General features: G+C 38.4%; 14 protein-coding genes. 10 read left to right on the top strand and 4 right to left on the bottom strand.

Annotation, left to right across the window (positions count from 1 at the left end):
• Positions 1–39 precede the first annotated feature (39 nt).
• Complete coding sequence (locus JUD45_RS02655) at positions 40–384, bottom strand: hypothetical protein (RefSeq protein ID WP_203619631.1); 345 nt, start codon at positions 382–384, stop codon at positions 40–42.
• A gap of 198 nt (positions 385–582) precedes the next feature.
• Between JUD45_RS02655 and JUD45_RS02650 the strand changes: the two genes are divergently transcribed.
• Positions 583–864: a hypothetical protein gene (locus JUD45_RS02650; protein ID WP_138766065.1), complete on the top strand. Its 282-nt coding sequence runs from the start codon at positions 583–585 to the stop codon at positions 862–864.
• A 2-nt stretch (positions 865–866) separates the two neighbouring features.
• Here the strand turns inward: JUD45_RS02650 and JUD45_RS02645 are convergent, their stop codons facing one another.
• Positions 867–1370 carry a GNAT family N-acetyltransferase gene (locus tag JUD45_RS02645; RefSeq protein ID WP_203619630.1) on the bottom strand — a complete coding sequence of 168 codons (504 nt, stop codon included), beginning with the start codon at positions 1368–1370 and terminating at the stop codon, positions 867–869.
• A gap of 168 nt (positions 1371–1538) precedes the next feature.
• Here JUD45_RS02645 and JUD45_RS02640 point away from each other — a divergent pair, with 168 nt between their 5' ends.
• Both JUD45_RS02640 and JUD45_RS02635 read left to right on the top strand, forming a co-directional pair.
• Positions 1539–2762 (top strand): MFS transporter, encoded by a 1224-nt coding sequence (locus JUD45_RS02640; protein ID WP_203619629.1) that lies wholly within the window; start codon positions 1539–1541, stop codon positions 2760–2762.
• A gap of 68 nt (positions 2763–2830) precedes the next feature.
• On the top strand, positions 2831–3100 hold the full coding sequence (locus JUD45_RS02635; RefSeq protein ID WP_138726683.1) for a hypothetical protein: 270 nt from the start codon (positions 2831–2833) through the stop codon (positions 3098–3100).
• Between the two features lie 37 nt (positions 3101–3137).
• Here JUD45_RS02635 and JUD45_RS02630 read toward each other — a convergent pair whose 3' ends face one another.
• Together JUD45_RS02630 and JUD45_RS02625 are read right to left on the bottom strand one after the other, a co-directional pair.
• Complete coding sequence (locus JUD45_RS02630) at positions 3138–3500, bottom strand: hypothetical protein (RefSeq protein ID WP_138726682.1); 363 nt, start codon at positions 3498–3500, stop codon at positions 3138–3140.
• Positions 3501–3611: 111 nt separating this feature from the next.
• Entirely contained in the window at positions 3612–4016 is a 405-nt protein-coding gene (locus tag JUD45_RS02625; protein WP_203619628.1) for a MerR family transcriptional regulator, read from the bottom strand.
• Between the two features lie 81 nt (positions 4017–4097).
• Between JUD45_RS02625 and JUD45_RS02620 the strand changes: the two genes are divergently transcribed.
• From JUD45_RS02620 to aroA, 7 genes are all read left to right on the top strand, one after another.
• Positions 4098–5426, top strand: coding sequence for an MFS transporter (locus tag JUD45_RS02620; RefSeq protein WP_203619627.1), 1329 nt, complete (start codon positions 4098–4100; stop codon positions 5424–5426).
• Between the two features lie 375 nt (positions 5427–5801).
• Positions 5802–15884: a DUF1542 domain-containing protein gene (locus JUD45_RS02615; RefSeq protein ID WP_203619626.1), complete on the top strand. Its 10083-nt coding sequence runs from the start codon at positions 5802–5804 to the stop codon at positions 15882–15884.
• Positions 15885–16022: 138 nt separating this feature from the next.
• A complete protein-coding gene (locus tag JUD45_RS02610) occupies positions 16023–16577 on the top strand; it encodes a hypothetical protein (RefSeq protein ID WP_203619625.1) in 555 nt (184 codons plus the stop codon).
• Between the two features lie 390 nt (positions 16578–16967).
• Positions 16968–18170: an MFS transporter gene (locus JUD45_RS02605; RefSeq protein WP_236018476.1), complete on the top strand. Its 1203-nt coding sequence runs from the start codon at positions 16968–16970 to the stop codon at positions 18168–18170.
• Positions 18171–18174: 4 nt separating this feature from the next.
• Positions 18175–18420: a chorismate mutase gene (locus JUD45_RS02600; RefSeq protein ID WP_187155613.1), complete on the top strand. Its 246-nt coding sequence runs from the start codon at positions 18175–18177 to the stop codon at positions 18418–18420.
• An 11-nt stretch (positions 18421–18431) separates the two neighbouring features.
• A complete protein-coding gene (gene aroC, locus JUD45_RS02595; protein ID WP_203619624.1) occupies positions 18432–19598 on the top strand; it encodes a chorismate synthase in 1167 nt (388 codons plus the stop codon).
• A gap of 11 nt (positions 19599–19609) precedes the next feature.
• Positions 19610–20899: a 3-phosphoshikimate 1-carboxyvinyltransferase gene (aroA, locus tag JUD45_RS02590; RefSeq protein ID WP_203619623.1), complete on the top strand. Its 1290-nt coding sequence runs from the start codon at positions 19610–19612 to the stop codon at positions 20897–20899.
• Positions 20900–20905: the final 6 nt, after the last annotated feature.

Genomic DNA, 20905 nt, shown 5'->3' with positions numbered 1-20905 from the left:
ATAAAACAAAAAAAGCCCTCCCAACCGGAGAGCTTTTTCTTATTGTGTGATTTCCACTTTATCTAGTTTTACCTTAAATCCGGCGTTGGACAGGGTACCAGTAAGTGTGATGTTCTTAGTACCATATTTGGCGGAGTAACGGTAGGTATTACCTTTACCAGTATCAGAGTTCGAATTGTAGATACGATCACTGTTGTGTTGAGTTAAGTACACGTAAGTTGATTCGTTGGCAGCCACTTTCTTTAGTTCTTGTTGGTTGCTGATTGCTGAACTAGCTTGTTTGCTTAATGAGCTTTGAATATAGAAGTCTTTTCCGACTGGTAAAGCAATAAAGATAAGCACAGCAAGGAATACTAAGATAATAATGTTTCTGATTGCCTTCATCATGGCACCTCCTTTTGGTCTTATAGTAATAAGAATATACCACTTTATAAACTTAATGAAAATGACAAACTATTGTCATCATTTTGTATTAACTGGTTAAAACGTTGATATAACATGCTTTTCATAGCCTTTTTTAATACAAATTCGAGAAGGGCTGTGCTATTATGTGGGTAGTACATAATAAAGGCAGGTTACATTATGCAAATGAAGATGAGTAGATGGTTTTCACTTGGCGTTGGGGTATATGTAATCTTAACTATTATTGATGGTTTTTTGGAAGGATTTTACTATCAATCTCCATCAACTTGGCGCACTCTAATGGGCGTAAGAGTCGTTAAGAATTTTAACCCCGGGGAATTCAACTTTAGCCTGTTAATTACATGGAAGACATTGATTTACTTCATTGTCATCATGCTAATCTGGATGGCTCTATATGGATTCATGGACTACATGTTAAAGGTAAACAAAAAGAACGGTTAATTCTAGCCGTTCTTTTTCTTTTTATAAATCGCAAATGGTTCTTCAACTTTTTGGAATGTAAAGCCTGCACGTTCAGCAACGTGTTTGCTTTTTTCATTTTCAACTTTAGCTTTAATTATTAGTTCTTCCATATCAAAGAAGTTGAATGCATAACTAGCAAGTGATTGAAGGCTGTTATACATAATTCCTTTTCCTTGATATTCACTGGACAACCAGTAACCAATCTCAGCAGTATGGTTAACTTCATCGATGTTATGTAGATTAATCATACCGATTGGTTTTGCACCATTTAAAATTGCTAGAACGAACATATTGTGTTCCTTAGCATAGCGAATGAATTCTGCTTCGTCATTAATTGATTGCATGTCATTAGCCCATGGTAGCCACTTGGCTAATTCTTCGCGATCTCTTTTGATGATGTCGTATAATTCGGTGGACATAAATTCTTCGGCAAGCGCTAGACCATAATATTGTCTATCTAACTTGAATTCAGCGATATTATTCATAATTATCACTTCCTAGCATTTTGATTTCAGTATACCCTAAGGTATCGTAAAATGCACTGTTTATATTTACATAACTTTTACATAATTTTTATAGCAAATTTACATCCCAGGCCTATATTAAAGATGTTCCATAAATAAACACATAGGTGTCAAAGCGGAGGTAACATAATGGAAAATACACTGGATCAACGAGTCAAAACGACAAAATCGCAGAAGTGGGTACTAGCTTCTACATCGATCGGGCAACTGTTAGAAAGTATGGATGTCTCATTCATATCTTTTGCGATGTCATCGATTATAGTGGGTCTAAACATTAGTGCAGGGGCAGCTGGGATGCTTTCCACTGTCACAACTTTTGGTTCACTTCTAGGTGGAATTATCTTTGGGCTATTAGCTGATAGATTTGGCCGTGTTAAAATCCTAACCTATACGATTTTTATCTTTGCAATATCTACAGCTAGCATCATGTTTGCTCAAAACTTTATCACGTTTTTGATTTTACGTTTTTGCGTTGGTCTGGGAACAGGTGGTGAGTATGGTACTGGTGTAGCAATGATTTGTGAGTCCTTCAAAAAGAAAGAACTAGGTAAATCTGTCTCCTTTACCACAATTGGTGGTCAAATTGGATCAATGCTAGCGGCATTATTGTCTGCACTAGTGATTCCATTATTTGGATGGCGTGCATTATTCTTGGTAGGGATTATCCCAATCTTCTTCGCTTTTGTCATTCGTCGTCATTTAAAGGAAAGCGAAGAGTTTGTCGATACTATGAAACGTCCGGATAGACCAAAAGTATCAATTAAGAAACTATTTGCTACACCAAAACTTGCATACCAAACGGTTGCATTAATTGTCATGGTGATTGTTCAAATTGCCGGCTACTACGGTTTAATTAACTGGTTACCATCCATCATGCAGAAAAAGTTAGGACTTAGTGTTTCCGGTTCCGCGCTTTGGACTATTGTAACTATTTGTGGAATGAGTCTTGGGATGTTTGCCTTTGGCAATGTCTTAGACAAACTTGGACCTAGAAAAGCTTTCGGCATTTTCCTATTAGTATCAGCAATTGCTGTATACGGGGTAACCTTAGCTTTCAACGGTTTTACATTATTGCTCGCTGCAACGATTCTTGGCTTCTTCTCTGACGGAATGTATGGTGGTTATGGTACGGTGATAAGCCGATTATATCCTACCGAAATCAGATCTACTGCCAATAACTTTATTATTGGGGTTAGTAGATCCATCGGGGGATTCTCACCGGCCATAATCGGTCTAATTATGGAAAATCATTCTCTTTGGGTAGTGATGGGGATGTTATCCATCCTTTACCTCATCAGTTTCTGCTCAATGATGTCGATACCTTCCTTCAAGGAATTAGCGAAGACAAAATAAACAAAGCAATCCATATTGGATTGCTTTTTTGTGTATAATAACAGTAACCGATATTGGGGAGGAAGAATATGTTAAAAAAGACATTTAATTGGTTCTCCTACGGTACCATCTTGTACTTAGTTCTAATTTTACTTGATAGTTTTGTAGAACTTTTGGTGCATTCAAAGGGTGCTTGGGGATCATTATTAGGTTTTAACATTATCAAACTAAAAGGATTTTTGAACTTTAACATCGAACTAGATGTTAAAGCCATCCTAATCTTTTTAGTGTTCATCTTTGTTTGGACTGTTAGCTACATCATCTACCATTTCGTAGCTGCCAACGAAAAACAAGCTTAAAAAAGAACAACTGGAATAGTCGTTCTTTTTTTGTACGTTATTTTCTATTGTAGATAGTTCCACAAAAGGCTAATAAAATTCCATAGAAGAAACCTAGTGTAATTAAGCTATACCACAGATTGCTAATGACTGAATTATCATTTTGAGGTGCTATGATTGCGAATATATAAAGAACGATTATTACATATCCACCATAAGTTAATTTCTTTTTATCCTTATGATTTCCAGTGAAATATGCCTTTAGAACGGGGAATAATGAACAAGAAATCAGAGCAGAGATTGGAATAGTATCTTTAACATCTGCACCAAATCTACACATAAGAAAAATTGCTAATATGTTCAATAAAATAGATGCGGCTGCAGCTCTTAGTAGTTGTTCATCGTTATTTTTTTGTTCCATACTTATACCTCCTTTCTATACTCAGTATATGAAAAGAAGGTATAAATATGTTTTAAAATTGTGTAAATAAAAACCGGCGTAAGTGTACTTATGTTTAAAAAAGAACGACGTTTATAGTCGTTCTTTTTTGTTTGCTTTCATTGTTCTCAATTCATCTTCGATTTTCAACATGTGAGTGTCGAAGTTTTCAATCTTGTGAGCCAAGTGGTCAATGGCATCTTGCATCTTGTCACGTTTTGCTTCCATTAAACGTTTTTGTTCGACCAATAGGGCTAATTGTTCATCTTCACTATTTTCAACGTTATCAAATAGATTAATGTATTGCTTCAAAGTGCTGATTTCCATTCCAGCATCACGCATTTTCTTGGCAAAACTAATTCGTCTAATCGCATGATCGTCAAAATCACGCACACCGGAATTGTTTCTATCGACGGCGGGGATGATGTGTTCCTTTTCGTAATAACGAATGGTAGATGCTGGAACACCAGTGATTTGGCTGGCTTCTTTAATGTTCAAATTTTTTCACCTCAATGTCTTGCCTTAAAGTCGGCTTTAAGTAATATGATTACTTTATCATATTTTTAGGGGGACACAAGCATGAAGTATAAATTTGGCATTATCCTGCCGATTATTTTAATTAGCTATTTTTTGATTCTATTAGATAATTCCGTCGTATTTACTAGTACGGTTCAAATCGCCAACAGTTTACATATGACCAGTCAAAGTGTTGCATGGATCACCAACATCTACGCCTTGGTCTTTGGTAGTCTGTTATTGTTAGGTGGTCGTCTAGGGGACTTGTATGGAAGAAAACCAGTTTTTCTAACCGGCCTGGTTATCTTTACATTATTCTCACTACTAGTCGGTCTTGCACCAAACGGCTTATTCATCATCGTGATGCGCGCATTTCAGGGGATTGGTTCTGCCATTCTGGCACCAACCTCATTGGCATTGTTGCTGGATACCTATGAAGGAAAACAACGAGAAAAGGCGATTTCATTTTACGGAGTGACCGCTGGATTAGGGGCCAGTGTTGGACTAATCATCGGGGGATTAGTAACGACATTTTATTCTTGGCGCCTTGGTTTTCTAATCAACGTTCCACTAGGGATTTTGTTGATTCTATTGACCATTTTCTTTGTGCCAAAAGCAAAGACACGAGTGCATGCTCATCTGGACTACATAGGCTCAATTTTGTCCGTGCTAGCCATCTTATCACTGGTTAATGCAATTAACGGTGCCGGACATAAAGGACTATTTATCGCTATTTTTGTCGTGTTATTGGTCATCTTTTTATTCCGTGAAGTTAAGATTGATAATCCAATCATGCCAATGGCCATTTTTAAGGATCAAGAACGTGTTTCCGCATATATCGCCAGATTCTTCTACATTGGCGCAATGTTCTCGTTCTTCTTTTTAGTCCCACAGGTACTACAAAAGTACTATGGCTTTACACCGCTATTATCTGCGTTTGGTTTCATGCCGGAAACGATTCCACAGTTCTTGTTTGGAATGCTTCAATCCAAGCTATCCAATAAGTATAAAAACGAAAACCTATTGCTATTTGGGACCATCGTGACACTTCTTGGTGTCTTAATGTTATTCGGTTTAGATTTAAAACACGGTTACATTATCTCAGTGGCACTACCAATGATTGTGATTGGAATCGGCCAAGGTTTCTCCTTTGGTCCACTGACGGTCTCAGGGGTAGCTAATACACCGAAGGACTTGGGTGGGGCAACTTCCAGTGCCGTTAACGTCTTCCATCAACTAGGGAGTTCGATTCTATTGTCACTAGTGGTGACGTTGACTGCCGACATTGCCAATGTGATTACGGCATATCACTATCAAGCACTATTAATGTCGCTATTGATGCTAGTTCCATTGATTATGGCGATTAATATCAAACGACTTCATCGAAAATAAAAAGACTGCTCTTTTGGGCGGTCTTTTTTATTTCAAAAAAATTAGACATTTTTCTAAAAATAGGTGTTTTTTAAATATCCATTATGCGCATGTGGTTACATTAATACCGGTACATCAGACATTCATCTTTATCTCATTTTTGGCGAATTATTGCTGTTAGATGAAATTTAAACAAAACTTAAACACTCCATTTTCTAATTTTTTCAATTTTTACGATGCCCTTAAATCAACTCTTCAATCGTTTTAATTAAAGAAATATTATAAAAACTTAATGAAACGTTGACATATCAACGTTTAGACCTCTTGAATGAATGATATTTATGTTTATAATTTCTCATGCTGAAAAAAATTATTTCCCGACGGGAGGTTAATGAAATGTTATACAACCACAAACAGTTCAGAAAAAATTCTGACAAGAAAATTATGAGAAAAGTAAAGAAAAATTGGGTTGTACTATCAGTGGCTTCATTTTCACTAATTGGAGCCGCTGCTGTAATGCAATCTAATCAAAATGTTGCATTTGCTAGTGAAACTCAAGTTTCATCAAATTCAACTACTAATCAAAATAATAACAATAATAACAATTCAACAATTGATAACCAAAAAAACGAAGCTAAGGCTCAACTAGACGCCGAAGCAAGCAAAGTCAAGGATGCCATCAATAACGATACTTCTTTGTCACAATCTGACAAGGATAGCCAAAATGCCGAAGTCGATTCATACAAGGTCGCTGGCGAACAATCAATCGATAGTGCCACAGATGCTGACAGCATCAACCAAGCACTAACTGATGGTAAGAACAACATTGATGCAAGTCACGTTGCAGGCCAAAACAGCACTGATTCAAATGCATCCAGCAATGCTAGTTCAAGTGCTGATCAAAGCAACCAAAGCTTAAGTAATAGCCAATCACAACAATCAAGTGCCTCTTCATCAAGTGCTTCTTTGGCAAGCTCTGCATCAAGTTCATCAGATGCAAAGGAAGGACTATCATTGAGGGATGGAAGTGGCGCTCCTGCAGATAGTGATACTTTCATCAGTGGACCAGCTGGTGGAGCAAATAGTCCTCAATATCAGGATGCAATTGCAAATACTAATTTAAATTACAAAGGTGTCAAATACGACCCTAATACTAATAAATATGTCATTAACTTTAACTTTGGTACAAAGGTAATTACTAGAACCGAAGGATGGAATAGAGTTCTTGAATTTACATTAAATACAAGTCCTAATCTAGCTAGCAAAGTAAGTTCTGTTACGGTTAATAGTGATGATTACGGGTTACAAACACTAACTAATAATAATGGTGAATACTATGTTAAGTACAAGACCGAAAAAGTTGTAGGTGGGGATGTAACTATATCTGTTTATGTAGACCCAGTAAAAGTTACCCCTAGTGACTGGATTTCTGCAACAATGTCTACCCACAGAGAAAATAGCAAGGGAGAACTTATTAAGTCCAGTACAAAAGTTGCGTTTACTTCTAGACGAAGTTTAACTTACGATAAATTTGGTGATAATTTTAATAAGCAATTATTAGGCCAATTGAAAGGTAGAGCGTTAAACGATTTAAACCAAACATCTCCATTAAACCAAGCCACTCAACTATTAAATAACTACACTTCTCAAATCAATGCAGTTACAACAGATGGTGACTTTGTTTCTCAATTAAACGCTATTCAAAATGCTTACAGAGCAGATAATACTTCAATTGCTAACGCAATGACACAATTACAAAATCAAAAAGCATCATCAACAACCAATGTTTCAAACCTAAGCAACTTGTCTGCTAGTGATAAGCAATCTGCTAACAATTCAATTAGTACTGCTTTTCAAACAGCGCAAGCAAACTTATTGGGTGTCTCACAATCAAGTCAAATAGCTGATTCTTTATCTGATGGTATTAATAATATTAAACATGAAGAACTAACAGCTACAATTAGTTCAGCAATTAATAATCTTAATTATGTTTATGGAAATAATAATAGTAAAATTAAATCTGATAAAACAAATACTAGCGAACAAATTAAGCAACAATTACAAAATCTTGACTCGGATATGGGTAACTATACTAGTCAAATAAAAGCAGTTACTGACCCAGCAAACGTAGAGGAGATTCGTAAAAAAGCTGTAATACAACTTAATGGCGACTATGTACCTGGTCCTAGTATTTCTAACCAAAAGATTACTGCTAAAGATGCATTAGATGCTGAAGCCACAAAGATTGAGGCTGCTATTAGGGATGATAAGACATTAACTACTGAAAAAAGAAATCAAGAAATATCAAAGGTAAGAAGAGCTAAAGATATTGCAGGACTTGAACTTAGTAACTACTTCAATGCTGATGCTATCAATAACGCACTTAAACAAGGTATTAAAAATATTGATGATCAACATGTATCAGGAGACTCATTAGAAGTACAAAAAGCCGCTGCTATAAAGTCATTGGAAGACAAGGCAACTCAGACAAAACAAGTCATTGCAAACGATAACACATTAACTAGCGACGAAAAGAAGTCTCAATCATCTAAGATTGATAATGATGTTGAAGACGGTAAGAATGCTATTAATAATGAGACTGATGCGGATAGTATTAATAATGCATTGAATGATGAAAATGGAAAGATTGTAAAAGAATACAAACCTGGAATATCATTAGATGAACAAAGGACCAAAGCTAAGGCCATACTAGAAGACGAAGCAGCTAGTGTTAAGAATAAAATTGATAATGATTACACTTTGACTAGTTCAGACAAAAAATCTCAAAATGCTTACGTTTCCAGATTCAAAGAAATTGGTCAATCCAATATTGATTCATCAACCAATGCAGATGATATCAATACCGCACGAAAACATGGAATTCAAGATATCGATAACCAATACCAACCTGGAACGCCATTGTCTGACCAAAAGAAATATGATAAGGATCAATTAGATGATCAAGCATATAAGATTAAACAAGACATCGCAAATGATGCCACATTAACTCAAGATCAAAAAAATGCTCAAATTGCTAAGGTAAATGCTGATACATCTGCTGGTAAACAAGCGATTGATAATGCAAACGATGTGGATAGCATTAACGATGCATTTAGTAAGAGCAGTAGACAAATCGTAAACGACCACCAATCAGGAAACTCAGTTGACAATCAACAATCAAACGCCAATGCCAACCTAGAAGCGGAAGCAACTAAGGTTAAGAACCAAATCGATGCCGACAACAGATTGACTTCTGCACAAAAGGATACCCAAAAAGCCAACGTAGATAGAACAAAGGCTGTTGCCCAAGCTGCTGTTAATGCCGCAACTAACGCCGATGACATCAATACTGCATACAATAAAGGTATCACAGACATTGACAAACAATATGTTCCAGGTAAGACTTCATTGGCCGACCAAAAGACTAATGCTAAGGCTAACTTGGATGCCCAAGCAGATAAGATTAAAAATGATATCGAAAATGATGCAACATTAACTCAAGACAAAAAGAACGCTCAATTAGCTCAACTACAGACAGATAAAACTGCAGCAGAACAAGCTATTGAAAACGCGCAAAATGCTGATGCCATTAACCAAGCAATCAGTGGTGGTAATACTAAGATGGCTCATGACCATCAATCAGGAGACTCAATTGACTCTCAAAAGGCCTCTGCTAAGCAAGCCATTCAAGACGAAGCCAATAAGGTTAAGGCAGCAATCGATGCTGATACTAGTTTGACTGGTGCTGAAAAAGACCAACAAAAGAATGAGGTCAATTCAGTCGCTAAAGCTGATCAAGCTAATATTGATGGTTTAACAAATGCTGACGATATCAATACAGCAAAGAAGCAAGGTATAACAGACGTTGATGGCAAACACGTATCAGGTACACCACTAGATACGCAAAAATCCACTGCTAAGTCACAAATTACTAACGAAGCAAACAAGATTAAGCAAGACATCGCAAATGACTCGACATTAACTCAAGCGCAAAAAGATGCTCAAACTGCTAAGGTAAATTCCGACGCAGATGCCGCATCAAAGGCAATTGATAATGCAAGTGATGCTGACAGTGTTAATAAAGCAATCAGTGATGGAACAACCAACATTGATGCTGATCACGGTTCAAAGGCACCAGTAGATAGTCAAAAATCAGATGCTCTAAATCAATTAGATGCACAAGCGGCAAAAATTAAACAAGACATCGCAAACGATGCCACATTAACTCAAGCGCAAAAGAATGCTCAAACTGCCAAGGTAGATGCCGACACAACTGCTGGTAAACAAGCAATTCAAAATGCTACTGATGCTGACAGCATTAACAAGGCATTAAGTGATAACAGTGGTCAAATCGCTGGCGACCACCAATCAGGAAGCTCAGTTGATAATCAAAAGGCTTCTAACAACGCTAACTTGGATGCTGAAGCAACCAAGGTTAAGAACCAAATCGATGCTGATGTTTCACTAACTGGTAAAGAAAAAGACCAACAAAAGAGTAATGTGGACAGCGTTAAGGCAGCTGCTGAAGCTAAGATTAATGCTGCAACTAATGCTGATGGCATTAAGTCTGCATACGACCAAGGTATCAAAGATATTGATGCTCAATACGTTCCAGGTAAGACTTCATTACCTGACCAAAAGGCAAATGCCAAAGCGCAATTAGATGCCCAAGCTGCTAAGATTAAGCAAGACATCGCAAATGATCCAACACTAACTCAAATCGAAAAGAATGAACAAAGTGCGATGGTTGATGCTGATAAAGACTCAGCTGAAACAGCCATCGATAACGCTAAGGATGCCGATGGTGTTAACCAAGCAATCAGTGACGGTAACCAAAAGATTACATCAGACCACAAAACTGGTAAGTCAATTGAGGAGCAAAAAGCTGACGCTAAAGCATCTATTCAAGCCGAAGCTACTAAGATTAAGTCTGAAATTGATTCAGACCCAACTTTAACTAGTGATGAAAAGGCCGATCAAAAGAACAAGGTTGATAGTGTAAGCTCTGCTGAACAAGCTAAGATTGATGGTTTAACAAATGTGGATGACATCCATAACCAAATCACTCAAAGTGTGAAAGACATTGATGATGTACATCAATCAGGTAAGAGTTTAGATGATCAAAAGGCTGCTGCTAAATCACAATTGGATGCACAAGCAGCTAAGATTAAACAAGACATCGCAAATGATGAGACACTAACTCAAGCTGATAAGGACGCTCAAAGTGCCAAGGTTGATGCGGATGTCAAATCTGGTAACGATGCCATTGATAACGCTTCAGATGCTGATAGCATTAACGGTTTAATTAAAGACAACAAAGATAAGATTGCTGCCGACCACGTTTCACATGCATCGGTAGATGACCAAAAGGCAAGCAATAAGAAGACATTGGAAGACCAAGCAGCAAAGGTAAAACAAGATATCGCAAACGATTCAACATTGACTCAAGCTGAAAAGGACGCTCAAACCGCTAAGGTAGATTCAGATAAAGAAGCTGCTGAAAAGGCAATCGACGCTGCCTCAGATGCTGAAGGTGTCAAGAAAGCCACTGATGCTGGTAACAAGCAAATTAATGCTGACCATGTACCAGGTAAGTCAGTTGATGACCAAAAGGCCGCTGCTAAGAAGACATTGGACGACCAAGCAGCTAAGATTAAACAAGACATCGAAAATGATGCGACATTAACTCAAGCCGAAAAAGACGCCCAAAGCGCCAAGGTTGACGCTGATAGAGACGCCGGCGAAAAGGCCATTGATGGTGCAAAAGACGCCGATGACATCAACAAGTTAATCAGTGACACTACAGGTAAAATCAATGGTGACCACGTTTCAGGACAATCCGTGGCTGATCAAAAGACATCTAAGAAGAACGACCTAGACAACGAAGCCAACAAGATTAAGGGACAAATTGATGCTGACAACACCTTAACTCAAGCAGAAAAGGATGCTCAAAAGGCAGCCATCGATGCTGATGTTGACGCTGGTAAGAAGGCTATCGACGCAGCAAAAGATGCAGAAGGTATCAAACAAGCTGTAGACAGCAGTAACCAAAAGATTGATGGTGACCACAAATCAGATAAGTCTGTGGCTGACCAAAAGAATGATGCTAAGTCACAAATGGATGCTGAAGCCAACAAGATTAAGGCAGCTATTGACGCTGATGACACTTTAACTGGTGCCGAAAAAGCACAACAAAAGAAGAATGTTGATGATGCTAATAAAGCTGCCCAAGCTAAGATTGATGATGCTTCAAATGCTGATGAAATCAACAATGCAATCAAAGATGGAAATACTAATATTGATGATCAACATAAACAAGGTACATCAGTTAAGGATCAACAAGCTGCTGCTAAGAAGCAATTAGACGATGAAGCGGATAAGATTAAACAAGACATCGATAACGACCCAACATTGAGTAAGTCAGCCAAAGATGCTCAAAAGGCAAAAATTGATAACGATGTCCAAGCTGGCAAGGATGCTATTGATAAGCAATCAAATGCTGATGACATTAACCAAGCAATCACTGATGCTAAGAAGGCTATTGATGGTGAACATGTTTCTGGCACTCCATTGTCAGACCAAAAGAAAACTGCTCAAGATCAATTAAATACCCAAGCGGCTAAGATTAAGCAAGACATCCAAAATGATGCAACATTAACTTCCGACCAAAAGAAGGATCAAATTGCTAAAGTTAATCAAGATGTTGAAGGCGGTAAGAATGCTATTAATAGTGCAACCGACGCTGACGGCATTAATGATGCATTGAGTGGTGCAAATAACAAGGTTGGAAATGACCACAAACCTGCGGCATCTGTATCTGATCAAAAGAGCAATGCAAGTTCTCAATTAGATGCTGAAGCAAAGAAGATTAAGCAAGACATCCAAAATGATGCAACATTAACTTCCGACCAAAAGAAGGATCAAATTGCTAAAGTTAATCAAGATGTTGAAGGCGGTAAGAATGCTATTAATAATGCAACAGATGCAGACAGTATCAACAAAGCACTTAGTGATGCTAACAAGGCTATTGATGGTGAATATGTACCAGGAACTCCATTAGATAAGCAAAAATATGATGCAAAAAATGCAATTGATGCTGAAGCGGCTAAGATTAAGAGTGATATCGATGCTGATAACACCTTAAATAATGATGAAAAGAAAGCTCAAAAAGATAAAGTTGATTCTGATGCTCAAGCTGGTAAAGACGCTATTGATAAGGCTACAGATGCAGATAGTATCAACAAAGTAATCAGTGATACTAATGCTCAAGTTGATAAAGATTACGTAACAAGTACCGTATCATTACAAGATCAAAAGAGTAACGCTAAGAAGCAATTAGAAGAACTAGCAGCTAAGACTAAGCAAGACATCGCAAACGATGCGACATTAACTCAATCTGAAAAAGATGCCCAAACTGCTCAAGTAGAATCTGATAAGACAGCTGCAGAAAAGGCAATCGATAACGCTTCAGATGCGGAAGACATTAAGGAAGCCACTGATAATGGTAACAAGCAAATTAATGCTGACCATAACTCAGGAGATTCAGTAGATACTCAAAAGCAATCTGCTAATGGCAAATTAGATGCTGAGGCAAACAAGATTAAAAATCAAATTGATGCTGACAACACTTTGACTAGTGATGAAAAGGAACAACAAAAGAAAAACGTTGATCAAGCTAATCAAGATGCTAAAGCTAAGATTAAAGCTGCATCAAATGCCGATGAAATTAATGACTTAGTTTCACAAAACACTGGTGAAAATGGAATTATTGATAAACAACATAATTCTGGTAAGTCAGTTAAGGACCAACAAGATGCCGCCAAGTCACAAATGGATGCTGAAGCCAACAAGATTAAGGCAGATATTGATGCCGACAATACTTTGACTAGTGATGAAAAGAAACAACAAAAGAATAATGTTGATGATGCAAATAAAGCAGCCAAAGATAATATTGATGCTGCATCAAATGCTGATGAAATTAACGATTTAATTTCAAAAAACACTGGTAAAGATGGAATTATTGATAAAGAACATGTACCAGGTAAGTCAGTAGATGACCAAAAGTCAGCTGCTAAACAAAAATTAGAAGCACAAGCAGTTAAGGTTAAGAATGACATCGCAAACGATGCAACATTAACTAAAGAACAGAGGGATGCCCAAGTCGCTAAGGTAGATACTGATAAGAATGCTGCTGAAAATGCCGTTGATGCAGCCACAGATGCTGATTCAATTAATAAGGCAATCAATGATGGAAATGACAAGATTTCTAAAGACCACGTTCCAGGCACCTCAGTATCTGACCAAAAGGACAAAGCTAACGCTCAATTAGATGCCGAAGCCAAGAAGATTAAGAGTGAAATCGATAACGATAACTCATTAACCAGTGTTGAAAAAGATGTTCAAAAGGCTAAGGTCGATGCCGACGTCAAATCCGGTAAGGAAGCTATCGATAATGCCACAGAAGCTGATAACATCAACAAAGCAGTTAGTGATACTAACGCTCAAGTTGATAAGGACCACGTTGCTGGAGCATCAGTAGATAGTCAAAAGGATGCTGCTAAGCAACAACTAGATGCTCAAGCAGCCAAGACTAAGCAAGACATCACAAATGACGCCACATTGACTCAAGCAGAAAAGGATGCTCAAATCGCCAAGGTTGAGTCTGATAAGACTGCTGGAGAAAAGGCAATTGATGATGCCAAAGATGCAGACTCAATTAACCAAGCATTGGTTAATAGCAACAAGCAAATCGGTGCTGACCACGTCCCAGGCAATTCATTAAATGACCAAAAGGACGCTGCTAAGAAGCAACTAGATGCTGAAGCTGACAAGACTAAGGCAACCATTGATGCCGACAAGACATTAACTAGTGCTGAAAAAGCACAACAAAAGGCTAATGTTGATGCCAAGAACAAGGCAGCCCAAGATAATGTCGACGCTCAAACTAACGCTGACAATATCAACGCTTTAACTGCTCAAGGTGTCGAAGAAATCGATGCTCAATATGTACCAGGTAAAGTTTCATTGAGTGATCAAAAGACCAATGCCAAAGATCAACTTGAAGAAGAAGCTGCTAAGGTTAAGAATGACATCGCAAATGATGCCACACTAACTCAAGACCAAAAGAACACTCAAATGGCTCAAGTCGATGCAGATAAAGAAGCTGGCGAACAAGCCATCGATAATGCAACCGATGCGGATAGCATTAACCAAATCATCAGCGACACTAACGCCAAGATGGATGCAGACCATGTTTCCGGTCAATCAATTGACGATCAAAAGACTGCTGCTAAGGATGCTATTAATACTGAAGCTAATAAGGTTAAGGCCGAAATTGATGCTGATAAGACATTGAGTAAGGATGAGAAGCAACGTCAAAAGAACAACGTTGATCGCGCGTTGGCTGCAGCTCAATCAGCGATTGATGGATTAAATAATGCGGATGACATTAATGCGGCAATCGCCCAAAACATCCACATCATTGACCTTCAACATGTTAAGAAACAAAACAACGGAAGTGGACCTAACCAAGTCATTCCACGTAATGTTTACATGATTAAGAACTTCTACAGATACCTAAGCACTAACTTTACTAAGAAGAATCGTGTTGAAGGTTACAAGGCGACATCACGTCCAAATGCTGTAATGTTTAGAATCATTGGAGAAACCACTAACAAGAATGGTGTAAAGAGATACAAGGTATACCAAATTGTTATTAAGAAGAACGGTTTATTCAAAGTTGACCGTAAGAAGTGGGGCTACATTACCGCAAGACCTTCATACATGAGACCTTTGTACTACAGTAGCAACGTGCACACAATTAAGGTAATCGGTAAGAGAGTTCGTGCATACAAGAATGTTAAGTTAAAGAATGCTGTTAATGCATACAAACAAGGTACTGTTTTGAAAGTTAAGGCAGTTAAGAAGTTTGGTAGCACATACAGACTACAATTGACTAATGGTACTTACATTAGTGCCAACAAGAACCTAGTTAAGAAGGAATCCATACCACGTGATATTTACATGGTTAAAGGATTCTACAGATATTCCAGTGTCAACTTCAGTCACAAGAATCGTATTGAAGGCTACAAGAAGCAATCACGTCCAAACGCTGTGATGTTCAGAGTTGCTGGAGAATACACTAACAAACGTGGACTAAAGAGATACAAGGTATATCAAATTGTTCGTAACAAGAAAGGTTTGTTCAGAGTGGATTACAAGAAGTGGGGTTACGTAACCGCTAAGCCCTCATTCGTCAAACCTTTGTATTACAGCAGCAATGTGCAAAAAGTTAAGGTAATCGGTAATAGAATTAGATCTTACAGAAAGCCTAACTTGAGTAAAGCTGTTAGTTCATACAAGCGTGGAACTGTATTGAAAGTTAAAGCAGTCAAAAAGCTTGGAACAGCTTACAGATTGCAATTGAGTAATGGTAATTACATCAGTGCTAACAAGAATTTAGTTCAAGTAATTAAATAACATTTTCTCAAAAACATTTAGCTGCACAAAAAACCGACTCATCAAATTATTGGTGAGCCGGTTTTTATTTACTTTGACAAACTAGTGAAGTCCACTTATTATAATTAATTATTAGAAAATAATTAGAAAAGTTGGGTGATGACGATGAAAATTATCAATACTTTAGGTCCTAAGGAGACTGATAGTTTTAAGGCTGCCCAATTTTTGGCGAGTAAGGAAGAAGTAGAAATTAAATTACACGATAGCTTCGACGATATTTATAGCCATCTAGATCAGTTAAACGGTGAATTCATGCTGGTTCCAGTGGCATACCGCAGTGCGGTCAGCGATTCAAATTGGGTTGATAATAACTACAAATATCTTGATCAACTATCAATTGTTGATACTTTTTTCCTACCGACCATGCCGATGATTTTGGTGCATAATTTACACCAAGATAATCAAAAAATCGTCCTACACCCTTCTACATCAGCATTCCTACATGATTTTGATGAGGATTTAGTTCAAGATTATGTTTCCAGTAAACCAGAAGCGTTACAAAAATTTTTACACGGTGATTATGCTTATGCGATTGTTAGTGAAGAATGGTTTAAAAAAGCGATGAATAAAGGGATTGGTGATGGTAGGTACGAAACGATTCAACGCTTTTCTCCTACCATGATTTGGTGTCTTTATAAAATAATTGGTAAATAAACGTTGACAATTATTGTGTTTCGAATTATGCTTTCTCTAATGATAATTTAATAATATTTTAATTTAAAACCGAAGGAGGATGTAATTTATGAAGAACTTAGCAGCCAGTTATTATAGCAACTATTGGTACTTTATGTAGTGCTTGCATTTGATTTGTTGGATGCAAGCACATGATGCTTGTATCTAACGAAGTTGCTATAACAAATTCGATTAGATACGTGTAAAGTCTAATCGAGTTGCTGTTAAGTGGGATACTGCCCGAATACTAACCGTTCGATTAGATTATTAACTTAAAATCTAGTCGAAGGTATAAACATAAATTATATTCTTTCAAAATGCGTCGACTAGATTTCTCTAGTCGGCGTTTTTTTACTTTCAGGGGGAATTGAAATGGAAATGATTAATGAGGACCACAATATTCGTATCACAGGTAAAAGGAGATTATCTTTAGCGTTATTCATTAACTACTTTGTCCACGGCATGGTATTGATAATCTTGATGCAAAACATGTTATCACTGGCACATAGCTGGCTAACTTCCATCGCGGTAGTGTCATACGTAATTTCTGGAATTGGAATTGGTCGATTGATTGCATACCCAATCACCGGGATTTTATCAGACCGTCTAAACAGAAAGACATTCGTATTAATCGGGATGATTTTATACATCATCTTCTTATCCACGATGCCATTTGCTAGCAATATTGTATTTGCATACACATTGGCAATCATCGCTGGAATAGGGAATTCGGCATTGGATTCAGGAACCTACACGACCTTAGTTGAAATCAACAATGGTTCTGGTAGATCAACGGTATTTTTAAAAGCATTCATCTCTGCAGGGGACTTTTTATTACCACTAGTCATCGTCTTCTTAAGTACTCATCACATGTGGTTTGGACTATCTTTCATGCTTCCAGCATTAATCTTGGTGTTAAACCTAATCAACATTTCATCAATTAAGTTTCCTAAAGTAAGAGAAATTCAACAAGAAGAAACAGACAGTGAGGTGCAAATCAGTCCAATCAAAAAGGCAATTGCCACCATGGGATTACTAGTATACGGATACACATCAATGGCATTGATGTTGGTATTTACCCAATGGATTACATTATTCGGATCAAAGGTTTTAGGACTGGGATTGATTACTTCTCACTTCCTACTTTCCTTATACAGTATTGGTTCCATCACCGGAGTTTTCATGATTTCGCTAATCTTAAAGACTAAGCGATGCGAAGAAATCCTAGTTGTTATTTTGAACCTAGCGACTGTGATTTCACTACTAATTATCATGCTTGCTCACAATCAATTGATAGTAGAACTTGGTAGTTTTCTATTCGGTTTATCAGCAGCGGGAGGAGTGATGCAGACAGGTCTAACTATTTTTATGAAACTATTTCCAAAGCATCACGGGACAGTGACTGGAGCATTTTACTTCTTCGGTAGTATCGCTTCACTAACGGTGCCAATCATTACTGGTTTCCTATCAACTAAGGGAATCGATGTCGCATTTAGCTTCAGTCTGATTATTTCACTTGTCAGTTCAGCATTCGTGATTTTAGTCATGATGATTATGAAATCTACCAAGGAGTAAGCATATGGAGCTAAACGAAATCAGAAAAGACATTACAAAAATTGATACCGAGATTATTGAGTTGTTAAAACAACGTTTTACACTCTGTCAACAAGTCGGAGAGATTAAGCGCGCAAACAACCTACCAATCTTGGATGAAAAAAGAGAACAAGAAATATTAGCCGGAATTGAACTAATGACACCAAAGTTTGCCGAAGAGATTAAGGCAGTCTTTAAAGAAATCATGCAACAAGCTAAAAACATCGAATAGGAGAATGAACTATGAACTTTATCACAGCAGGAGAATCACACGGACCGCAATTAACTGGAATCCTGGAAGGAGTGCCAGCCGGATTAAAACTAGATATCGACGCAATTAACGATCAACTAGCCAAACGTCAGGGAGGATACGGTCGCGGAAACCGTCAAGCAATCGAACATGACGTTGTCCAAATCACCGGAGGGGTGCGTCACAAGATTACCCTAGGTTCACCCATTTCATTGACCGTGATGAATCGAGACCATAAGCACTGGAACGAAATTATGGACCCAACCGCAGAAGAAACCGCAGAAAACTCAGTCAGAAAGGTCACTCGTCCGCGTCCTGGTCATGCTGATTTAGTCGGTGGGATGAAGTACAACCATCGCGACTTCAGAAACGTTTTGGAACGTTCATCAGCCAGAGAAACCGCGATGCGAGTGGCGATTGGTGCCATCTGCAAACAACTACTAGAACAATTGGGCATTAACATTGTCGGATACGTTAAACAAATTGGTGCGGTGAATGCTGATGTTGACCATTTACTACCGGTTGCGGAAATTGAAGACAAGATTAAAAATAATGACTTACGTGTTTTAAACGAAGACAAAGTCGATGCAGTTCACGACATGATTGATCAAACGAAACGTGACGGGGATACCCTTGGTGGCATTATCAAGGTTGTTGCCGAAAACGTTCCTGCTGGTCTGGGTAGCTACACCGGATGGAACCAAAAATTCGATGCCCGTCTAGCTTTCGCCGCTATGGGTGTCAACGCCATGAAGGGTGTTGAAATTGGCGAAGGTTTCGCAGCCGCAACCAAGTTTGGTAGTCAGGTGATGGATCCAATCGACTGGAACGAAGAAAAAGGCTGGTTCAGAGATTCAGATAACCTGGGTGGATTTGAAGGTGGCATGACCAATGGGATGCCAATTATTGTCCAAGCAGCAATGAAACCAATCCCAACACTATACAAGCCATTAAAGAGTGTCGATGTGAACACCAAGGAAATCAGTAAGGCCAACATCGAACGTTCAGACGTAACGGCGATTGTGCCAGCTTCAATCGTGATTGAAAGCGTGATTGCGATTGAAATTGCCAACATCATCACCGAAACATTCGATGGCAGCAATATGGAACGATTAACCAGACAAATCAAGGATTACAGACAAGAAATTAAGGAATTCTAGGAGGAAAAGCGATGAAAGAATTAGTAGTAAATCTCAATACTGGTTTGCATGGCGACCTAGAGGTTCCTGGAGACAAGAGCATCTCCCATCGCAGCGTTATCTTATCTTCAATTAGTGAGGGGACCAGTCACGTTCACCATTTCTTGGCATCTGATGACTGTATTTCCACCATCAACGCTTTTCGTGAAATGGGTGTGCAGATTGATTTGGATGGGGATGAACTAACAGTGACTGGAGTTGGTTTGCATGGCTTAAATGAGCCACAAACTAAGTTAGATATGGGTAACTCCGGAACTACCACACGTTTGTTATCCGGTCTATTGTCAGCCCAAAACTTCACCACCAACCTAATTGGCGACGATTCATTATCAAAACGCCCAATGAAACGAGTGAGTGAACCGCTATCGATGATGGGTGCAAGGATTGAGACAACCGACGGGTACTTACCAATGACGATTAACCCGGGTCATATTAAAGCGGTTAAATACGAGTTACCAATAGCGAGCGCACAGGTCAAAAGTGCCATTATATTAGCAGCACTAAATGCCGATGCAGACAGTGTGGTGATTGAACCGCAGGTGACTAGAAATCACACCGAGACGATGCTCAATCAGTTTGGTAAAGATGTGATTGAAAGAGATGGTAACCAGATTATCGTTCACCATAATCCTAAATTGACTGCGCAGGACTTCAACGTTCCGGGTGACATTTCATCCGCAGCATTCTTCATGGTGGCTGCCACATTGGTGCCCAACTCACACATTGTGTTGAAAAACGTCGGCATCAATGCGACTAGAACCGGTATCTTAGATGTATTAATCAAAATGGGTGCCAACGTTAAACTCCTTAATCAAACCAACAGCAGTGAACCGACTGCAGACATCGAAGTGACGTACACACCGGACTTAAAGCCGATTGACGTTACCGAGGAAAGCATTCCATTGATGATTGATGAATTACCGCTGGTGGCTTTATTGGCTTCCAGAGCTAACGGCCATAGCCACATCACCGGCGCTGAAGAGCTCCGCTTTAAAGAGACCGACCGAATTCAGACGGTGGTAATGGAATTACAAAAACTGGGCATTCAAATTACTGAACTACCCGATGGTTTTTCAATCGACGGTTCTAAAGACTGGCGAGTAGCCAACTCATCCTTAGACAGTCATGGCGATCACAGAATCGGGATGACTTTAGCGGTGGCAGCATTGTTGCTAGATACTTCCGTTCAATTAGACGGTGAAGACGCGATTAGTATTTCTTATCCGCAATTCTTCGACCATTTAAAACGTCTATGTAGTTAGGAGGTA

Origin of the sequence: Apilactobacillus nanyangensis (genome assembly GCF_016861915.1) — a bacterium.
Lineage (GTDB): Bacteria > Bacillota > Bacilli > Lactobacillales > Lactobacillaceae > Apilactobacillus > Apilactobacillus nanyangensis.
This window is presented reverse-complemented; position numbering and strand designations above follow the sequence as displayed.